We start from the raw sequence: 20,291 nt of genomic DNA on the forward strand, positions 1-20,291 counted from the left end.
GCTCCCTCCTTCGTGTTAACTGAAGATACTGTCTAAGCAGAAGAATTTTTATAACCGGTAGCGGTTTTAGAGCCGAGTTACAGCTGTTCAGTACGCTCGTCATTACTAAAGGCATTGAAAAATTGCTTCGCGGTTCGACCGTTTTTGGCGGCATTCTGATGGGCAAAGTCCAACGCGGCCTTGTGCAAAGCCTCTCGGTTGCCGGGATAATCGACGAAATAACTGTCGACAATGTCCAAGTAAGTCTGGGTATGTTGCGGGTAAAACGCCAGCCGCAAACCGAAGCGGTCTGAGAGCGAGATTTTTTCTTCTATGGCGTCGGAATAATGCACCTCGTTGTCAACCAGCAGGGTATCCAGATTGTCGCGCATATGTTCCGGCAGCAGATGGCGGCGATTGGAGGTGGCGTAAAACAACACATTCTCCGGTGGTAATTCAATAGAGCCTTCCAAAACGCTCTTCAGCGGCTTGTATAGGGCATCGCCGTTCTCGAAAGACAGATCGTCGCAATAAATAATGAAACGCTGATTGTGTTCGCGGATGTCGTCGACGATTTCCGGCAGATACAACAAGTCTTGTTTATCCACTTCTATGACTCTTAAGCCTTCGTGCAAATATTCGTTCAACAAGGCTTTCACCAGCGAGGACTTGCCGGTACCGCGCGCGCCCCACAACAAGGCATTATTCGCCGGCAGTCCGGCCAGAAAGCGCAGGGTGTTGTCTATCATTTGCTGCTTTTGCGGCTCTATGCCCAGCAGTTGATCCAGCCGGATCGGGTCAATTTGCCGAACAGGACGCAGAAACGCCTGGCGCTGGCGCCAAATTGCCGCATAGGTGTGGTTCCAATCTATCATCTGTGATCCTTTGCTGGGGCCGGTCGAAGTGCCGGTTTGTGTAAAGAAATGGATATTGTATAAATTTTAGACAATTTAACACCACTCTAAGCACAGCAACAACTTAGCGCGGCTTTTAACGGGTTGCCAACAGAGTTATCCACAGATTTTGTGGGAAAGTTATAGCTGTTGTGGAAATGTGGCTATCCACTATAGCCGGTATATGCCGCTAGCACGGGCAACTTCGCACTGCGAAGACTTTATTTTAGATCGCGGCTTTGGTGACCGAAACTCGTTTCTGCCGGATGGTCGACTTATAATCGATTGTTATCATTTAAACGATAGCTATTGGCTATTTGCGGGGTGGCTATGAATCTGCGGGATTTACATTATTTAATCGCCGTTGCCGACCTGCGCAGCTTTGTGCAGGCGGCCGACCGTTGCTGCATCAGCCAGCCGACCTTGAGTACCCCGATAAAAAAGTTGGAAGACGAATTGGGTATCCAGATTTTCGAGCGCACCAATAAAAAAGTGCTGCCTACCGAACTGGGCGAGCAGATCGTGGCGTCGGCAAGGCGTATCTTGAAGGAACAAGACAATATCAAGGAACTGGCCGCCACAGCCCAGGACCCGCTGGCCGGCAACCTGCGTTTCGGTGCCTTTCCCACCCTGGCTACCTATTTGTTTCCGCCACTGGTACCCTTAATCAAAAGGGATTTACCGCGCATCCGGCTGATTTTGGTGGAGGAAAAAACCGAACAACTGTTACAGCAACTCCGCAGCGGGCAAATGGATTGCGCCTTGCTGGCTCTGCCGATTTACGAGGACTTTCTGGAAAGCCAGGCCTTGTTCGACGATGAGTTTTTGCTGGCGGTGGCTGACGGTCATCCGTTGGCGGCCAAGCCGCAAGTCGAACAAGACGATCTAAACGGCGAACATTTGCTGTTGCTTGACGAAGGCCATTGCTTACGCGGTCATGCGCTGCAAATCTGCCAAACAGTCGGTGCCGACGAAGAACAAGACCTTCGCGCCACTAGTCTGGAAACCTTGTGGCAAATGGTTCACGCCGGCACCGGCATCACCTTTATGCCGCGAATCGCAGTTCGCGAGGAACAGGGGATCTGTTATCTACCTTTCGCGGAGCCGGCGCCGAGCCGGACCATAGGTATGGTTTGGCGCAAAACCAGTGCCAGAGGGGAGCTGATTCAGCGATTGAATGGATTGGTGTGGGAGGCGGCTAAGGGTGCATAGGTTTATGCTGCTGCCGTGAAGAATATGTTTTTGGCAGTTTGTGCGTCGAGGTTCAAGTGACTGTTTCCACAAAAAACCTCGTTAGTTTTTTACCCGGCGAGTCCGGCTATCCACTGTTGATATTTGCTAGAATAAATTTGCGCTTGGCCTAAAAAAGAAAGCCGGCCCGACTATCGTATGTCCGTTTAAAAACCGAGGAATTCGCTACGTCATATTGGCGCCCCACCCGTCGTGAAATTACAAATCGTCTAAAATTTGCAAAGTCCTTAATCCTTAGGACGTCATAAGTAACATCCTGATGCGCGGAATGACATAAGGCTGAACATAAGGCGTGATAAAGATAGCGACTTATTGCCTCCAATGCCTTGAACCTTATCGCCTTAACAACCACGTTTCCCGATTTCAACGCCGGGCTTTTACCTTGGGAGTACCGATCATGAACAACAACCAGATATTACCTGTTGCTATTGCACTGCTGATTTCGCAGCCAGTTCACGCCAGTGTGTCCAGTTCGTTCGATGTAAACAGCGAGAACTGGCAAATCGTCAGTTTTGCCGATTTCAGCCAGAACAATTATTCGATCATCGGCCAATACCAATCCAGTTACGTGTCAGGTGGTGGCAATCCCGGCAATTATCTCGCCGCCAGTGATCCGGACAGCGGCGATTTTACCTTCTCTGCCCCTGCTGCTTTCCTGGGGCCGCAGGCCGGCGCTACCGGATTGTCCTATGATTTGACGTATCGCGATGGCGATGTCAATTGGCAAACCACCGACGTCATGTTGGTAGGCAACGGTCTGCGCTTGCTATGGAAGCGGGACCCGAACATCGTGCCAAATAGTGGTTGGACTCATGTCAGCCTGAGCTTGGCACCGTCCTCCGAATGGCGGCTGGGCACTACAGACGGGGCGTTGGCCAGTCAAAGTGATTTTCATAATGTGTTGTCCGACTTGAGTGGGCTTTATATTCACGGCGAATACACCAACGGCATTATTGAAACTGCAGGGTTGGATAATGTGGTTTTGCAGACGGTGCCGTTGCCGGGGGCGTTTTGGTTATTTGGCGTGGGGGTTGCGGGGTTTTGGTCGCGTATTCGTCGAGCGTAACGCGCTGACTTGTTATGTTGTTGTGTCGCTGGCGCGACGGCTGGTTTTAATGTCGGTTCTCGGACCGACGACCGAGGTACTTTCTTTTGCTCCGCCAAAAGAAAGTACCCAAAGAAAAGGCGGCCCGGATGCCGCTTATTCCCTGCGCTCCTCGCTTTTGAACGGGGTTGCCGAAAGGGGCTTCCTGCCCCTTCGGCAACGCGATGCATCCATGCATCGCCCCTACGGGCTGCTCACTCGGTACATCCATGTACCTCGCCCTTCGGGTGCTGCGCATGCAAATCGGCTATCCTGCCGATTTGTCCGTTCAAAAGCTCCGGTGCTCGGCGCGGCATACGGGAGAAAACCATCCCGATTTTCAGTGGCCCTCTGTAGGTCCGATTAGCGAAGCGTAATCGGACGCATGTTGGCAACGCCTCAATCAGTTAGGGCCTGTGCTACCTCGCAAAAGTCCAAACGACGTTTCGCATACCTCTCGTTCCTCCGAATACGCTTCGCTATTCGGAGCTACACCATCATTCCTCTAAATCCAAAAAAACCATCAAAGCCCTTTGAGCTCGCGACGGGGTTTCCCCGTATGCCGCGCCGAGCACCGGGGCTTTTATCGAGACAAATCGGCAGGATTGCCGATTTGCATGCGGAGCACCCGAAGGGCGAGGCACAGGGAAGTGCCGAGTGAGTAGCCCGAAGGGGTGCGGCAGGGATGCCGCACGTCGGCGGAGGGGCTGGGAAGCCCGTTCTGCCGACCCTCGATAAAAGCTTCGGAGCGCAGGACTAAAGCGGCATCCGGGTGGCTTTTCTTTTGGTGACTTTTCTTTGGCCAAACAAAGAAAAGTTACTCGGCTGTCGGGCCGAGACCCGACATTAAAACAACCGTCGCGTCAGCGACACCTACGCCCCTAATCAGACGCAAACTTTACAATTCATCCCCGATTACGCTTCGCAAATCGGGACTACCACTGAAGTCGCATAGACTTTTAAGTGCAATTCGCCTCGGTTTGAATTAGCATCGTGACACCATTTTCTTGAAGCACCCGAACTTTGTATCAGCAATACTTCAATTTCAGCGAATTGCCTTTTTCGATCTCGCCCGACCCGCATTTCATGTACATGAGCGAGCGGCATCAGGAAGGTCTGGCGCATTTGCTCTACGGCATCAACAGGGGCGGCGGTTTCGTCGCCCTGACCGGCGAAGTAGGCACCGGGAAAACCACGCTCTGTCACTGCTTGCTCCAGCAGTTGCCGGATAACGTCGATATCGCCCTGATATTAAACCCCAAGCTGACGGCTCTGGAACTACTGGCAACCATCTGCGACGAATTGGGCATCCGCCATAACAGCATGCCGATAACGGCAAAAAATCTGATCGATGCTATCAATCACTATCTGCTGACCGCGTATGCCAACGGGCGGCGGACGGTTTTGCTGATCGATGAGGCCCAGAACCTGAGCATGACAGTGCTGGAACAAATTCGGCTATTGACCAATCTGGAAACCAGCAAGGCCAAGTTGCTGCAAATCATTCTGGTCGGCCAACCCGAGTTGAACAAAATGCTGGCGCGCCAGGATCTGCGTCAGCTCAATCAGCGCATCACCGCGCGCTACCATTTACTGCCGCTTTCGCTAGAAGAGACCCGGGCTTATATTCAACATCGGCTAAGGGTCTGCAAAGGCAACTACCGTCTGTTCAACCCGGCGGCAATCCGCAAGGTTTACCAGTATTCGAGCGGCGTGCCGCGATTGATCAATATTTTGTGCGACCGCGCCTTGCTGGGTGCCTATGCGACCAATGCCGGGGTAATTACGCCGGCAATTATTCGCCGGGCGGCGGCAGAAGTGATGGGCTCGGCCCGGTTTATGCCGCGATGGTACTTGGCGGCGGCTTTGGTTTTGTGCTTTGCAGTTGTGACGGGATTTGAGCTATGGCGTCCGGCTTTATCTTTGATCAAGCCTGCTAAGCCGGTCGCGACCCAGCAAACTGCCTTGCCGCCCCCCGTGACCGCAAAGATAGCAGAACCCAGCCTCAATCAACATCTTGAGAATACGGGACTGACATTGACGGGCGCATTCGCTGAAGCACTGCAAGTTTGGCGGGAAACGGCGCCAGCCGACTCAGCACTGGACTGCCATGCGGTCGCCGCTCTGGGATTGAGTTGCTTATCAGGAAAAGCGAGTTGGCAAGAATTGCTGAGCATAGACCGCCCGGCCATTTTGGCGTTTTCGGGCCCTGCCGAGCAAAAGCGCTACGCTTTGTTGACCGGTGTTGATAACGATCATGCTGAAATCCGCGTCAAGAATGATACCCTGCGATTTCCACTCGCCGAACTGTTGACGAACTGGGACGGCAATTATCTGCTGCTGTGGCGACCGCCGCGTCCAGGGATTACGGAAATCGCACCGCAACAGCAATCCGACGCTGTGCTCTGGCTGCGCGAACGGCTGGAGAAGATCAACGGGAAGCCTGCCGGCGACATGGCATCCCACGTTTTCGATGAACCCCTCAAAGCCGAGCTGATTGCTTTCCAACGCCGGCAACATCTGACACCCGACGGTATAGCCGGTGCCCGCACCCTGATACATTTGGATAACCAAAGCGGAGCTGCTGCTTCGCCCCATTTGGCAATAACCACTCGCTAGGCTTGTTGATATGTCTTACATTTTGAATGCATTGCGCAAATCCGAACGAGAACGCCAAGCCATGCAGCCCGACACCGTGACCAGTCGCATCGCTGTTCAGCAAACACCCGAACGGCAAAGCCTGACCAAGATCATTGTCGTACTGGTCCTGTTAAATTTGGCGATTCTGACCTATTTTCTCGGCATCGCGCCGCAACCACCCGCAGACAAAGCGCCGCCCGTCGCCACTATCGAATATCCCGCGCCGTTACTGGCGAAAACAAACCCGCCGCTTCCAGCCGATAGCCCTGCAAAACCGGCTAGGATGTCTCCCGCGCCCAAAATGGAGCAGCCTCGCAACCCGACGCCGGCAGCTGAGAAACTTGTAACTAACACGAAACAACCGGTCGAGCCGGTCCCACGGGTTAAACCGCCCGTGGCGCCGCAGCAGCCGGTAAAGCCTGTCCCGACGGTCATCACCCAATCAACGCCGACTAGCAAACCGATTACCGAGCCGGAACCGCGTTCAAGCATGATTCCGCAACAGCTCTCAGAACCCGGCGAACCTGCGGCCAAAAAACCGGAACCCGTCAAAACCGCGCCAGCGCAGAACGATTTGCCCACTTTACAAGACTTGCCGCCGGAGGTGCGCCTATCGCTGCCCAGTCTGCCGATCAATGTATTTAGCTATTCATCAACGCCGACGGAGCGTTTCGTGATGATAGACATGATCAAATACGTTCCCGGCCAGACCATCAAAAACCAGTTGGAACTGAAAGAAATAGTAGAGGACGGGATTATCGTCCGCTACGACGGCCGAGTGTTCAAGATCAAACGTTAATAGCTGCTGGCGGAACACCTATCGGCTTCCGCCCGACTCGTTTTAAGGTGCTTGGAATTCGTTCACAGTCAAGCTCAAAAACTATATTTGGCAGAAAACTGCACCCGCTGTAACGCGCCGTCCCGACCATCGATCAACTCGCGCGTCGCATAGGTATATTCCACTCCCAACATCGCCTGACTGACCGGACTCCAGAGCAGATTGGCATGCACGGACTGCACCTGGTGGGTCAGCACAGTATTGGCATACGTCGGGTAATCCGCCTGCGCAAAGCCATAGGTCACATTAGAGCGCCATTGTTTATCCCACCAATGTTGATAAGACAACATCCCGCCATAAGCTTCGACCAATTCGATAACGCCATGTTGATCGAGCGCCGCGTCGGCGAACGTGTTGTTGGTGGACGCATAGCGCGCATCGCCTTTGCCGTAATGCGCCATAAAGCGAATATTATCCAAACCGAAGGTACTTATCCGACCGGCCATATTGACGCCGCCGCCCCACTCGGCTTGTCGATAACCCGTCGAGCCATTCGTATAGCGCAGCTGTCTGCCGACCGCCGCCAAGGACACATTCCCCCAGTTCGGATTCAGATTGAGCCTCGCCATCATATCCGGATAGCGATCAGCGTTGGGCGTGGTGTAATAACCCGCATCCAGATTGGGATTGGCGCTTTTGCTTAATGAGGCTTCCAGCGCACTATCTACCCACAAACGGCTGCGCGGGGCCTCCAGCGCCACTTGCCACTCCATCGGCGTATCCAACCAAGTAAACGGCTCGCTCCAGCGCACCAAGGACTGGCGTAGACTGCTGACTGCACCTGCCGAACCGCCGACATCCAAGGTATCGGGTAAGGCCGCGACATTAAGATAGGTCGTCCAGGTCTGTCCGGCCAGAAAATGCCCGACAGACCCATAGGCATGCCGCAAGCGCGGCGTGTAAGTATAGGTAGCAGGGTCGCCAAAGAAATCCAGTTCGATATAGGTATTTATATCGCCCCACGTATTTGGGGTAAACGATTTAAACCACAAACGGCTTTCCTTGCTATGGAAGGCAATTTGGCCGCGCTCGCCGGCCGCACCGACCGGAATTTGCGCCATTGCCAATTGTTGATCTCCTAAGCGATCACGTCCGGCACTGACGCTGTTAAACAGCGTATCCATTTTTACGAATCCGCCCAAACCGACGGACGTGTCGCTACCGGGAATTTTAAACGTGCCTTTTACATCGCCGATGGTCACCGCCGGTTTCTCTTTGGTTTTATCGTTAACGGTTCCAGAGCTGGCAAGTACCGGCGCTGCCGATGCCTCCATGGCATGGGCCGTATTGCCAAGCGGTGACTTACTGGCAGCGACTTGCTCGGCACGGTAATTTTGCAACTCCTGTTCCAACTGCTCTATCCGGGTATTGGAACGCTCAACCTGGCTCTGTAACTGAGTCACTTGCTGACTCAAGGCTTTCAGCAAAGTCTTGATATCCTCATCGGCGGCCTGCACGGGACTTATCGTCCAGCAACACAGAAATATCGTAAGTATCTTAAGCAATAGCGGCAATTTGCTCATCGTTTAACCCCCAAGCCTTCTAAACAAGGCATGACAAGAGGTACAAGTCGTGTTGATTTCATGCAAACTATCTGGAATGGCGTCTATATGGTTTTGCTCGGCAAGCTGCTGCAATTGCTGCATCTCTTCCCGCAACTTGCTGGCTAGGGCCAAAAACGCGGTTTGTTCGGCCGCGTTTAACTGCAAGCCAGGCATACGAGCAATCATGATCTCGACGTTAGCCGCCAAATCCCGCGCTGCTTCCCCGATTTGCCGCGAATATTTGCGGCGCTCGACGTCTAATTGCTGCTCGGTCATAAACCGCTCATGCATCAGGCTGTCCATCCTATCCATCAGTTCATGCAAGCGATTGTCCCGCACCGCATGCAAGGCTGGCTGGCCGGTTTGGCTGCGTCCGCCCTCCAAGTGCGCATACTGATTACTTTGACTGGAACAAGCGCTCAATATCAAGACTATCGCCGATAGATATAGGGTTTTCATGCGTTGCGCTCCGGTTCGATCAATCTGAAAGATGCGGCGATTAGCCGCATCATGGTCCGGTTTAAGTGTACCCGATTCCGGTAGGGATATTTTTTCAGTCGCCATCTAGGGTAGCGTTCGCAGTTTAGGTATCATGCTGCTTCCGTTCTGCCGACAGGATACCGCCTATGTCACTTCTCGATTCGCTGTCCCAGCACACAGTGCTATTACCGGATGAACTGCGCACCTTGGCCGCCGACTTTTGTTCTCAACTCGACGAAAAACTGAGTCCGGAGCAACGCCAAATTTTCGGCAACGAAGTATTTTCCGCTTCGGTGCTAAAAGTATGTGTTTGCAGCCAATTCATCAGTGACAGCTGGCTGCGCAATCCTGATCTGATTCCGGACCTGGTAACATCGACTGATTTATTCGCCCCCTTGCGCCGCGCCGATTATGCCGCCGCATTGCAACAGAGCGGCAACGCCGAAGGCGAACCCGCATTAGCCAAGCAATTACGCTTATTCCGCCGCCGGGAGATGATCAGAATCGCCTGGCGCGATCTGGCCGGCTGGTCCGATCTGGACGAAACCCTGACCGATCTAACCGCACTGGCTGAGGCCTGCATTCAAACCGCGCTGGATTTTTTATACCGCCAGGCTTGCGCGCGCTGGGGCACACCGACGCTGGCCGACGGCACGCCGTTTAATATCGTGGTGCTGGGGATGGGCAAACTCGGCGCCTGGGAACTGAATTATTCTTCCGACATAGACCTGATCTTTGCCTACGCCGAGGACGGCGTTTTAACCGAGAAGAAAGAAATCAGTTACGGCGAATTTTTCACCCGCATCTGTCGGTCGCTGGTAAAAATGCTGGACGAAATAACCGTGGACGGTTTTGTGTTCCGCACCGACGTGCGCTTGCGGCCATTCGGCGATAGCGGCCCGTTGATTATGAATTTCGACGGCATGGAGCAATACTATCTAACTCAAGCCAGAGAATGGGAACGCTATGCGATGATCAAGGCCCGGCAAGTGGCCGGGGACTTTAACACCGGCAAGCAACTGGCAGCGCTGATCAAACCGTTTGTCTATCGCCGCTATCTGGATTACGGCGCTTTCGAGGAATTGCGCTCTTTAAAGTTCCAGATTGCCCAGGAGCTGAAACGCCGCGACCGCGCCGACAATGTCAAGCTCGGCCCCGGCGGTATCCGCGAAGTAGAATTTATCGGCCAGGCCTTTCAATTGATCCGCGGCGGCCAGGACATCGCCTTGCAGCAACGCGAAATCCAGACCATCCTCACTGTACTCGAAGAACTGGAGTTGATGATCGTAGAGGATGTGGCAACCTTAAAATTTGCCTACCGGTTTTTGCGGCGCGTGGAAAACCATATCCAGCAATATCAGGACAAACAAACGCACGACCTGCCCGGCAATCCGCTGGTGCAACGGATTTTGGCCTATTCGCTGGACTTCGAGGATTGGAGCGCGTTCAAAGCCGAGTTGGACCAAGTGCGGGAATCGGTGCAGGACATTTTCGAGCAGGTGTTTTCGCTCAGCGACCAGGACAATAAACAACAAAGCGCCCGCTTGATATGGTCCAGCTGCGCCGACAACGAACTGGCGCTGGAAGCGCTGGCTGACTATGGCTTTGCCGATCCACTGAACCTACAAAAAGCCCTCGTCGATTTTAAGGAATCGCATGCCATTAAACGCATGACCAGCAAGGGCGCCGGCGTGTTGGACCGCTTAATGCCGCAACTGATAGAACAAGTATCAAACAGCGAAAACGCCGACGCAACCTTGCTGCGCATTCTGGATTTATTCGAAGCCGTGGCCGGCCGCAATGTGTATCTGGCTTTGCTGGCCGAAAACCCGGACGCATTGAATCAGCTGATCAAGCTGGCGGCCGCCAGCCCGTGGATTTGCGAATATTTATCGCTGTATCCGATTCTATTCGACGAATTACTGGATACCCGTTCGCTCTACGACCCGCTGCAAAAGCAGGCCTTGCGCGAGGACTTGCAACGCGAACTGGCCCGCGTCGATACCCAGGACAGCGAACAACTGATGATTGCATTACGCCAGTTCAAGCACTTGAACGTGTTACGGGTAGCTGCCGCCGACATCATGGGCGTAATTCCGGTGATGATCGTCAGCGATTATTTAACCTGGACCGCCGAAGCCATTCTGGAACAGGTCTTGCGGTGCGCCTGGCACATGCTGGTCAGTAAGCATGGCCACCCGCCCGGCACCGGCCCTAATCCACAAAATTTCGCGATCATTGCCTTCGGTAAATTTGGCGGTATCGAACTGGGCTATGGCTCCGACCTGGATTTAGTATTTTTATACGCGTGCGCCGACGGCGACGCGCAAACCAACGGCGAAAAGCCAATCAATGCCGGCCAGTTTTATTTACGTCTGGGCCAAAAAATCCGCCATATTCTGGATACCAAAATGCTGTCCGGCATCCTCTATGAGGCCGATTTACGTTTGCGGCCCAACGGCGACTCGGGCCTGCTGGTTACGCATATCGACCATTACGAAGCATATTTAAAAAACGAGGCCTGGACCTGGGAACATCAAGCCTTGGTTCGCGGCCGTTTCGTGGCCGGCGACGAAAGCTTAAAACACAGCTACGAAGCAATCCGCGGCCGGATTTTAGCCTTACCGCGAGATCGAGAAGAATTGAAAACCCAGGTGCGGGAGATGCGCGAAAAAATGCGCGATAACCTGGCCCCGAAAGACCCGGCGGTATTCGATCTGAAGCAAAGCCAGGGCGGCATCGCCGACATTGAATTTATCGTCCAGTTCGGCGTACTGGCCGAAACCGCGCAGCAGCCGAGTCTGGCGACTTACACCGACAACGTCCGCCTGCTGGAAGGCTTGCAAAAGCATGGTTTTATTTCCCCGGTCGATGCCGCGCTGTTAAAACGGGCCTATTGCGCCTATCGCGATTACGGACATCATCAGGTTCTGCAAGGCCTTAGCGCCACTGCGCACAGTGACGAGTTTCAAGAACTGCGCGCCGAAGTGGAGCGGATATGGCAACAGTTTATGCTGTGACGCTGACCGTATGAAAATGCAGGGGCGGATTCATTCGCCCTATCGGCGGTTCCTTCGGCGAGTTGATTCGCCCCACATTGTAAAACCTGGAGCAATTTATGAAATATTGGTTACTGCTGTGTTTGGCAGCGTTCTCGACCCAGCTAGCCGCCAAAGGCAAGCCCGGCAAGTTCGACGCTTATGTGCTGGCCTTATCCTGGTCCCCAACCTATTGCGAAGAACAACCCAAAGACCGCGAACAATGCGGCAAGAAACTGGGCTTGGTGCTGCATGGCCTATGGCCGCAATACCAGGTCGGCTATCCAAGTTTTTGCACCAAGGAAGCCTATGCGCCTAGCCAAGCTCAAGCGTTTCCTGAGCTATATCCCTCAGAATTTTTATTCGAACACGAATGGGAAAAACACGGCACCTGCTCCGGACTAACCCAAACCGGTTATTTTCAATTATCGCAGTCGCTGAAAGGCAAAGTCACCATCCCGGAGGACTACCAAAATCCGCAAAAACCTTTCAGAACCACGGCGGATGGACTGAAAAATGCCTTTACCGGGGCCAACCCGTGGCTGAAAGAACCAGCCATCGTCCCGTTCTGTAGCGGCGGGGGACGCTTCTTCAAGGAGATCTTCGTGTGCTTGGATAAACGCGGCGCAGCAGTGGGTTGCGGCGCCGACGTGCTGAAAAGCGCAGCGAAGTCTTGCGGGCAAAAGGATTTTTTGGTGCGCAATATTAAATAGCTGCGCCGGCTTTAGCGCGATTTTTTGACGATTGCCAGCCTCGCAACCGTCAGGTTAAAAGACGTAAACTTGCTATCCACTCTATATAAACGGAGACGGCCATGCGTAGCGAAATCAACATTAGTCCCAAGGGTTTGCAAGTCAGAGCGATCGCCGGCACTTACGTAGCGTTGTTGGCATTTAGCTGCCCCAAAGCCTATTGCAGCGGTTTACTCGGCTTTGGTATCCGCCGCGAAGATCATGAAAACGGCGAAGTGACTTGGTTACGCGGCTTGAAGCGCTTCGATCTACCCGGCGATGAAGGCTACAGCGTCAGCTCCCGTTATCACCCGATCCAGAAATTTCATTGGGGCGACTACACCACCAAGCCTGGCCGTACGTATACTTACATCGTACACGCCCTGACCGGAAAACCGGGCGCATTAAAGACTTTCGAATCCGTTGCAGTGCAAGTCCGTTGCGAACAACCGGTCGCCGTCGGCAACAAGGGCCATGCCGTGCATTTCAACCGCAGCGCAGCCGCCAGCCAGGCTTTCACGTCGCGTTTTCCCCTCCTGCCGCCCGGCGAAATCGTCGATCAGAACGCGCGCCGCTGGCTATCGCGCGGCCTGGAAGAAGCGCTGATCGCTTATATCGACGCCGCCAAAGCAAAACAGGGTTTACATTTATTTTTATACGAATTGGCCAAAGACGCGTTTTTCGAGGCACTTAAACGCGCCAAGCTGCGCAAGGTTAAACTGGAAATTCTGTACGACGGCTTGCTGGACAGCAAGGGCGACGGCCCCGCGCTAGACGCGCTGCCGCAAATCAAGAAATACGGCTTAAAAAGCGTCTGCAAGGCTCGCACCGGCGCCGGCTTGAATATCTCGCATAACAAATTCATGGTACTCAGCAACGGCAAAGGCCAACCGATTTCGGTGTGGACCGGCTCGACCAATTTCACCGATGGCGCGATTTACGGGCAGTCCAACGTCGGCCACGTGATAAGCGATGCCACAGTCGCCAAACAATATTTCGATTGGCATCAAGCCGTCTGGAATAACCCCAACTTACCGGGAGCCGATTCGCGGAAACTGGTGATGAGCTTAACCCAACCGCCGGCAACGACAGCGGCGGGATCTCATTTGGTACTCAGCCCGCGCAAGTCCACCGAAGCCATCAGCGAATGCGCGGAATGGGTAAAAGCAAGCAAACGCCTGATCTGCTTTACCGCACCGTTTGCGATGCACGACGAACTGGAAGCCGCCCTAGTCACAGCACCTGCACACGTGCTGGGTTTGTTGAATACCCGCAGCGTAGTGGATAAAGCCTTGCACGACGCCCCCAACACCCAACTGGCGGCCAGCGCCGCCATTAACGAAAAATCAGTCCTGGAAGTATGGCAAGGCCGATTATTGGCTGAGTCCAAGCATCATTCCGGCGTACACGTGCATACCAAAATTCTGTTGGTAGACCCACTCTCCAACAACCCATTGGTCGTCACCGGCTCGGCCAACTTCAGCACCAACTCCTGCAAATTCAACGACGAAAACCAGTTATTCATCATCGGCGATACTGCTGTTGCCGATGTTTATCTCGGTGAGTTCATGCGCATGTTCGATCATTACTATTTCCGCGACCACGTCAGCTGGGTAGCCAAACAACAGAAAACCGATCCCAAAGCCGGTTTTCTGGACGCCACCGACCAATGGGCTTTCCGCTTTTTCGACGGCGGCGAGCGGGAGGCGGTGAGGTTGGCATTTTTTGGTTGAGCTTGGATTGTTCAGAGCAAACAAAATGCTGCGAAGCGTTGGTCTCAGTTCGGCCCAGACTGTGTCAAAACGCTGGATTTGGTATAATTTCGCTCAGGGTTTATTGATTGGAGCCAGCCGATGAATCGATTTATTAAAGGTGAATGTCGGACTCAAATTACCTTGCTACCTGAAAGTCTTGATGACTATGTGGTGGAGACCAATCCCGTTCGTGTCGTTGATGTCTTTGTGGATGAGTTGGATCTTAAGCAGCTCGGTTTCGAAGGTGCTCAACCCGCTATTACCGGCAGACCCGCTTATCACCCTGCGGTTTTATTGAAGATTTACATCTACGGCTACCTCAATCGCATCCAATCCAGCCGTCGTTTGGAGAAAGAAACTCAGCGTAATATCGAGTTGATGTGGTTAACCGGACGCTTGATGCCGGATTTCAAAACCATCGCCACTTTCCGCAAAGAGAACGGTAAGGCCATCCGCAACGTCTGTCGCCAATTCGTCATGCTTTGCCAGCAACTGGGTTTGTTTTCGGAAGCCCTGGTGGCTATAGACGGCAGCAAGTTCAAAGCCGTCAATAACCGTGATCGCAACTTCACCAGCGCCAAATTGCAACGGCGAATGGAAGAGATCGAGTCGAGTATCAATCGTTATTTAACGGAGATGGATACCGCCGATCGTCAAGAACCCTCTGTAGCACAGGTGAAAACCGAGCGTTTGCAAGACAAAATTGCCGCCTTAAAAGCGCAGATGAAAGCCCTGAAAGACATTGAGGTTCAGCTAAATCAGACACCCGATAAACAGATTTCCCTGACCGACCCTGATGCCCGTTCCATGAAAACGCGGGGGACGGGCATCGTGGGTTATAACGTGCAAACCGCCGTAGATACTGAACATCATTTGATTGTGGAACACGAGGTAATCAACGAGGGTGTTGATCGCAGCCAGCTTTCAAACATGGCGAAAAAAGCCCGCAGTGCCATGGGGGTTGACGATTTAACCGTCATCGCCGATCGCGGTTATTTCAAAAGCGGAGAAATCCTCGCCTGCCACGAAGCCGGCATTACCGCGATTGTGCCCAAGACCGTGACATCAATCGCCACAGCCGATGGCCGTTTTGGCAAAGCGGATTTCATTTTTGATACCGAGAAAAACGAATACCGCTGTCCGGCTGGGGAGGCTTTGATTTGGCGCTTTTCCACTATTGAGAAAGGCTTGAAATTACATTGCTACTGGAGTTCGGCCTGTCAAAGCTGTGCGCTCAAGGAACAATTTACACCCAGCCCACAACGGCGCGTCAAGCGTTGGGAGCATGAGGACATTCTTGACGCCATGCAAACTCGCCTGGACTTAGTGCCCGACAGTATGAGCATTCGCCGGCAAACTGTCGAACATCCCTTTGGTACGCTCAAAGCCTGGATGGGCGCCACTCATTTTTTGATGAAAACCTTGGCGCATGTTCGTACCGAAATGAGCTTGCATGTGCTGGCCTATAATTTGAAGCGAGTGATCAATACCATAGGTCTTGAAGCGCTGATTGACGGTATAAAAGCCAAGATGGCATTGTGTCGTCCTAGTGAATCAGCAATAGTCGGTTAATGGCTATTTCAGAGTACGGTTGTGTAAAGCCAATCGGCCAATAGGGCTTTACAGAGTCCCATTTCGGCAAAAGTCGATTCCGCTATTCCCAGAATGGAAGCTTCCCCTGCTAACCACGATCGCTTTAAAAACCCAACTAAATTCCATGTTCTTGCTCGAACAATCCCCGTTTTTGCGTTTTTACACAGTCTGGGCCAAAACCGGCCGCTGAGGGCGCCGGCGAAATTTTCCATCCCTAAGTTCAGCGAATGACAGCTTTTCGGCAAGCAACCTTGAGTCGTCATCGGCTCGACCCGGCCATTACCTGCCATTCAGTTGTCCAAAAAATAGACTATTTGGATGGCAAGTTTCAACCTGTTTGCAGACTGTGGAGAACGTTTCAGATCAAAGCCTATCTTTTTAACAACATTCAGCTAAAAAGCATCCTCAATTTGTCCTTGACTCGTTAAACCAATATGACCAATATGGTCAATATTTCAAATATAAAGGCCGTCTATTATGATTAACGAAGTAAATGCTGTCGCATTTCGACAAAACCTAGGGGAAATGCTAAATCAGGTTCAATACCGGCATGATTCGATTTTAATTAAAAAAGATGGAAAGCCTGTAGCGGCGCTGGTCGATGCCCAATTATTCGATCGGATACGCCGTTTTAAGGATCGGTTTGATAAGCTGAGCCAACAAATTGCCGATGCTTATGCAACGGTGCCGGAGGAAGAAGGCATAGCCGAAATTGACGCCATTGTGTCTGACCTCAGACATTCTTGATTCCAGTTATGGTGCAGGTTTGCATTGTCCTTGATACTAACGTCTTGCTGTCCGGAACCGCCTACCCCAAGTCGATACCCGGAGAAATTATTTCGGCTTGGCGGAGCGGAAGCCTGGAAGTTAAACTATCTCAGTACATTTTGGATGAACTGCAGCGAGTTTTACCTAGGTTAAATCACCGCCTTGGGTGGTCCAATTCGGAAATTCGTGAATTTGTCGATAGTTTGGCCTTCCTCGCAGACCTTGTTGATCCCCTCCAAGTCTCCGAGCCCTTACTGCGCGACAGAGCCGACCAACCTGTTCTCGGGACATTCTTAGCGGCAAACGCGAATTACCTTGTCACGGGGGACAAGGATTTACTAGCGTTGTCTGCTCGCTACCCCATCGTTACACCGGCTGAGTTTTGGCTCTTACATGGCGGTTAAAAATCTTTTTGTGTTCTTCACAATCCCAAGCGGAATCTTGGATTACGCTTCCTGCACCATCTGCCATGCGACCATGCAAATAAGTATTTATTAAAGTGAGATTGCATGAGAAACAAACTCTTGCCTTGCTATAGGTGAAATCTGACGTGTAAGACACATTACTATGGTCATTTCGGATCATTTGTTTGAGGCTTTTCTAAAGTGCAAAACTAAAGCCTACCTACTGTTCTTCTCAGAACCAGTGCGGAGTCGTTGCCTTGATTCAGTCGGCAAATGGCAATTGAAAGTTAGAGAAGACGCATGCCAGACATACATCCAGTCGCTTGTTTCCAGAAGCGCGGATTCATGCCTCATTGGCGCGAAAACATTAAACACGAAAGATATTTACGGCTATCAATGGATCGTCAGACCAGAACTATTAGTAGACGATATGATGTCAACTCCTCCACTTTTGGAGAATTCGTACTTTGCGCCGAAAGGAACAAGGGCAAGAAGCTGTATTTGCGCACCCGTCCGGATATTCCCATCCGAAAAAATAGATAGCGTTCAAAAGCAACTACTGGCCTTTGACGCCCTGGTTTTAGGAAAGGCCACCGGGCATTTTTCCACCTCCGGAAAAATAATTCACGGCCGACAACAAGCAGTCTCCCAAGTAAAATTACCTTCCCTGATCAGCAAGGCGGAAGTGTTGATCAGAGAGCTTCGCTCAATAGTCGAAAGGAATACCCCTCCGAGTTTATCTCTGATCAAGCATTGCCAGGAATGTGAGTTCGAATCTCTATGCAGGGATAGAGCGGAAAAAGAAGACAATATCAGTTTGCTGGGAATGATTCCCCCGGCTGAAATCGTAAAACTCAGAAGCAAAGGGATATTCACGGTAACTCAACTTTCATATACCTTTCGGCCGCGGCCGCGGCGGCGCGAGGCGAAAAGCAGCAGAGGCAAATTTGTCAAATACCAGTACGCGCTTAAAGCCCTTGCAATACGAGATAAAACAACCTATATCGTCGGCAAACCTGAAATTATCCAGGATGGCATGCTCATTTATCTTGATGTCGAAGGTATCCCGGATCAAGGCATTTATTACCTCATAGGTGTAAGAGCGGTTTCTGGAAAATCAACGATTAAGAGGTCGTTTTGGGCCAACAATAAAAGCGAGGAAGGACAAATTTGGCGAGATTTCCTCGATTTCATGTCTTCACTTGAAAATCCCGTCCTTCTTTACTACGGTAGTTACGAAACTGCCTTTCTCAAAACCATGCAAACGCGATACGGCGACTTACCTTGCGAAAGATTTTCGGTATCACACCTAACGTCACAGGCCGTTAATGTCTTGGGCGTCATCTACTCCCACTTCTATTTCCCAACCTACACCAACGGCCTCAAGGACATCGCTGGCCATCTCGGCTTCAATTGGTCAACGGTTAACCCATCCGGCTTGAGAAGCTTGATGCTCAGACACAAGTGGGAACTAACTAACGAGGAGCGGTTTAAAATCGAACTGTTGTCTTACAATCAGGACGACTGCGAAGCACTTGAGGTTGTCGTAAAGGCAATAACTGCAATCTCGCCAAGGGAAGATTTTTCGGCGAATACAGAGCAGCATCCCAATGCCGTTCAAGTCGAGTCTATTGAGAACATGTCATGGCCTTTTTCATACGGCAAAAAGGAATTTACTTTTTCGGAGTTCGCATACATCACGAAGTGCGCATACTGGGATTACCAGCGGAACAGGGTGTATGTCCGCACAAACAAACACATTAATAAGATTGCAAAGAAAAGTCTGGCAAGCAAGACAGCCCAGCATGTGCCTATCAACAAGGTCGTGAGTCCGACAAAGCTTACGCAATGTCCGAACTGTAGTTCGATTCGTTTTTTCATGAACGGGCGACATCAAAGAACCCTCTACGATCTGCGGTTCACATCAAGTGGAATAAAAAGGTGGGTGACCAAAAAGATCGTCGATCATCATAAGTGCATGGATTGCGGCATCACATTCGTTTCTGACAACGCACCTGTTACAAAGCATCGCTATGGTTCACAGCTTTTTGCTTACACTATTTACAACCTTATTGAACTTCACATTGCACAATTTCAGCTTTCGAAAATTGTCAATAAAATCTTCGGCTTGCCCTTGTCCCAAACGACCATAGGAGTCATGAAGCGCAGGGCTGCGACATTATACAGTGAGACTTTTCAGGAAATTCAATCTGATCTTTTGCAAGGGAATCTCATCCATGCTGATGAAACGCATGTGAGCGTTGATGGCAAGGATTCCTACGTATGGGTTTTTACAAGCATGGAAGAAGTTGTGTACATTTGGTCCGAGACACGTGAGGCCAGTACAGCAATCGATTTTCTTTCAGATTTCAAGGGGGTACTGATTTCGGATTTCTACACAGCGTATGACTCAATTGAATGCCCGCAGCAGAAGTGCTTGATTCACTTGATTCGTGATCTGAATGATGCATTGTTGAAAGAACCGTTCAATCAAGAAATGAAGGAACTAGTCCGTGAGTTTGCCGAGCTAGTAAGAAAGGTAATCGCCACAGTCGATCGATTTGGCTTAAAAAAATATTTCCTAAAAAAACACCTCGCAGATGTCGAACGATTCTATGACATTACAGTTGCACGCAAGTTTGAAACAGCGTCAACCCGTAAGATGCAAACACGTTTCAAGAAGAATCGAAACAAACTTTTCACCTTTCTCGAATATGATGGTGTGCCTTGGAATAATAACAATGCCGAACATGCGGTGAAGGCTTTTGGACGAGGAATACGTGATGTCATAGGTGGGAGAACCAATGAGAACGGTATCGCGGACTATCTGTTGCTGGTTAGTATTTACCAAACCTGCGAGTATCGGGGAATCGATTTTCTTGACTTTTTACGTTCTGGAGAACTGAAGCTAGATAAATATCGTAATAAGACGCCATGAGCGAATCGTCTGACAGCATAAGCTTTGTAAGCAGTCGCTCGTGCGCTGACAAGGTCAATGGCAGCAAGGGGTCGGTTGGACTCAGTGACGAATGGCCGCTTTCAAGTTTCGGAATCCAATGACAGCTTTCCGGCGATGAATCTGAAGAGGGGACGGTCGCCAGGTGCCCCCTAATCCTCCTCTGGGTTGAGGGATAAGCAGGGAATTTATTTTTTAATCATATCCATAGCGATCTGTTGTATTCGGTCCACCACATTTGGCTTGCCGACTTGACCAACCAGGCCTGCACGGCGCAGTTTTTCGAAGACATTCGGTCTTGCGCCGCACAGGATTAGGCGGGTTTTGTGCCGTTTGCA

14 protein-coding genes are annotated in these 20,291 nt (G+C 51.6%); 11 read left to right on the forward strand and 3 right to left on the reverse strand.

Annotated features, from left to right (window positions below):
* Window positions 1-77: 77 nt before the first annotated feature.
* Window positions 78-854, reverse strand: coding sequence for an ATP-binding protein (locus A1332_RS18330; RefSeq protein ID WP_064009875.1), 777 nt, complete (start codon window positions 852-854; stop codon window positions 78-80).
* Window positions 855-1,202: 348 nt separating this feature from the next.
* Here A1332_RS18330 and A1332_RS18335 point away from each other — a divergent pair, with 348 nt between their 5' ends.
* From A1332_RS18335 to A1332_RS18355, 4 genes are all read left to right on the forward strand, one after another.
* Window positions 1,203-2,084: a LysR substrate-binding domain-containing protein gene (locus A1332_RS18335; protein WP_064009876.1), complete on the forward strand. Its 882-nt coding sequence runs from the start codon at window positions 1,203-1,205 to the stop codon at window positions 2,082-2,084.
* A 436-nt stretch (window positions 2,085-2,520) separates the two neighbouring features.
* A complete protein-coding gene (locus tag A1332_RS18340; protein ID WP_064009877.1) occupies window positions 2,521-3,189 on the forward strand; it encodes a laminin B domain-containing protein in 669 nt (222 codons plus the stop codon).
* A 1,041-nt stretch (window positions 3,190-4,230) separates the two neighbouring features.
* Window positions 4,231-5,826 (forward strand): ExeA family protein, encoded by a 1,596-nt coding sequence (locus A1332_RS18350; protein WP_064009879.1) that lies wholly within the window; start codon window positions 4,231-4,233, stop codon window positions 5,824-5,826.
* 10 nt (window positions 5,827-5,836) lie between these two features.
* Window positions 5,837-6,646 (forward strand): general secretion pathway protein GspB, encoded by an 810-nt coding sequence (locus A1332_RS18355; RefSeq protein ID WP_064009880.1) that lies wholly within the window; start codon window positions 5,837-5,839, stop codon window positions 6,644-6,646.
* 74 nt (window positions 6,647-6,720) lie between these two features.
* On the opposite strand, the gene A1332_RS18360 is transcribed toward A1332_RS18355, so the two are convergent.
* Both A1332_RS18360 and A1332_RS18365 read right to left on the reverse strand, forming a co-directional pair.
* The gene (locus tag A1332_RS18360) at window positions 6,721-8,208 is read right to left on the reverse strand and encodes a DcaP family trimeric outer membrane transporter (protein WP_064009881.1); all 1,488 of its coding nucleotides are present in this window, start codon (window positions 8,206-8,208) and stop codon (window positions 6,721-6,723) included.
* A 3-nt stretch (window positions 8,209-8,211) separates the two neighbouring features.
* The gene (locus tag A1332_RS18365; RefSeq protein WP_197491508.1) at window positions 8,212-8,688 is read right to left on the reverse strand and encodes a cytochrome c; all 477 of its coding nucleotides are present in this window, start codon (window positions 8,686-8,688) and stop codon (window positions 8,212-8,214) included.
* A 167-nt stretch (window positions 8,689-8,855) separates the two neighbouring features.
* Here A1332_RS18365 and glnE point away from each other — a divergent pair, with 167 nt between their 5' ends.
* The 7 genes from glnE to tnpC all read left to right on the forward strand — a co-directional run bounded on the left by glnE (window position 8,856) and on the right by tnpC (window position 19,935).
* The gene (gene glnE, locus A1332_RS18370; protein ID WP_064009883.1) at window positions 8,856-11,729 is read left to right on the forward strand and encodes a bifunctional [glutamate--ammonia ligase]-adenylyl-L-tyrosine phosphorylase/[glutamate--ammonia-ligase] adenylyltransferase; all 2,874 of its coding nucleotides are present in this window, start codon (window positions 8,856-8,858) and stop codon (window positions 11,727-11,729) included.
* Between the two features lie 98 nt (window positions 11,730-11,827).
* On the forward strand, window positions 11,828-12,460 hold the full coding sequence (locus A1332_RS18375) for a ribonuclease T2 family protein (RefSeq protein WP_064009884.1): 633 nt from the start codon (window positions 11,828-11,830) through the stop codon (window positions 12,458-12,460).
* 101 nt (window positions 12,461-12,561) lie between these two features.
* A complete protein-coding gene (locus A1332_RS18380) occupies window positions 12,562-14,211 on the forward strand; it encodes a phospholipase D-like domain-containing protein (protein WP_064009885.1) in 1,650 nt (549 codons plus the stop codon).
* Between the two features lie 120 nt (window positions 14,212-14,331).
* Entirely contained in the window at window positions 14,332-15,804 is a 1,473-nt protein-coding gene (locus tag A1332_RS18385) for an IS1182 family transposase (RefSeq protein ID WP_064009886.1), read from the forward strand.
* A gap of 498 nt (window positions 15,805-16,302) precedes the next feature.
* Window positions 16,303-16,572: a type II toxin-antitoxin system Phd/YefM family antitoxin gene (locus A1332_RS18395; protein WP_064009888.1), complete on the forward strand. Its 270-nt coding sequence runs from the start codon at window positions 16,303-16,305 to the stop codon at window positions 16,570-16,572.
* Between the two features lie 8 nt (window positions 16,573-16,580).
* Entirely contained in the window at window positions 16,581-16,997 is a 417-nt protein-coding gene (locus A1332_RS18400) for a putative toxin-antitoxin system toxin component, PIN family (RefSeq protein WP_064009896.1), read from the forward strand.
* 163 nt (window positions 16,998-17,160) lie between these two features.
* Entirely contained in the window at window positions 17,161-19,935 is a 2,775-nt protein-coding gene (gene tnpC / locus A1332_RS18405; protein WP_064009889.1) for an IS66 family transposase, read from the forward strand.
* Window positions 19,936-20,291: the final 356 nt, after the last annotated feature.

Origin of the sequence: Methylomonas methanica (assembly GCF_001644035.1) — a bacterium.
In the GTDB taxonomy this organism is placed as follows: domain Bacteria; phylum Pseudomonadota; class Gammaproteobacteria; order Methylococcales; family Methylomonadaceae; genus Methylomonas; species Methylomonas methanica_A.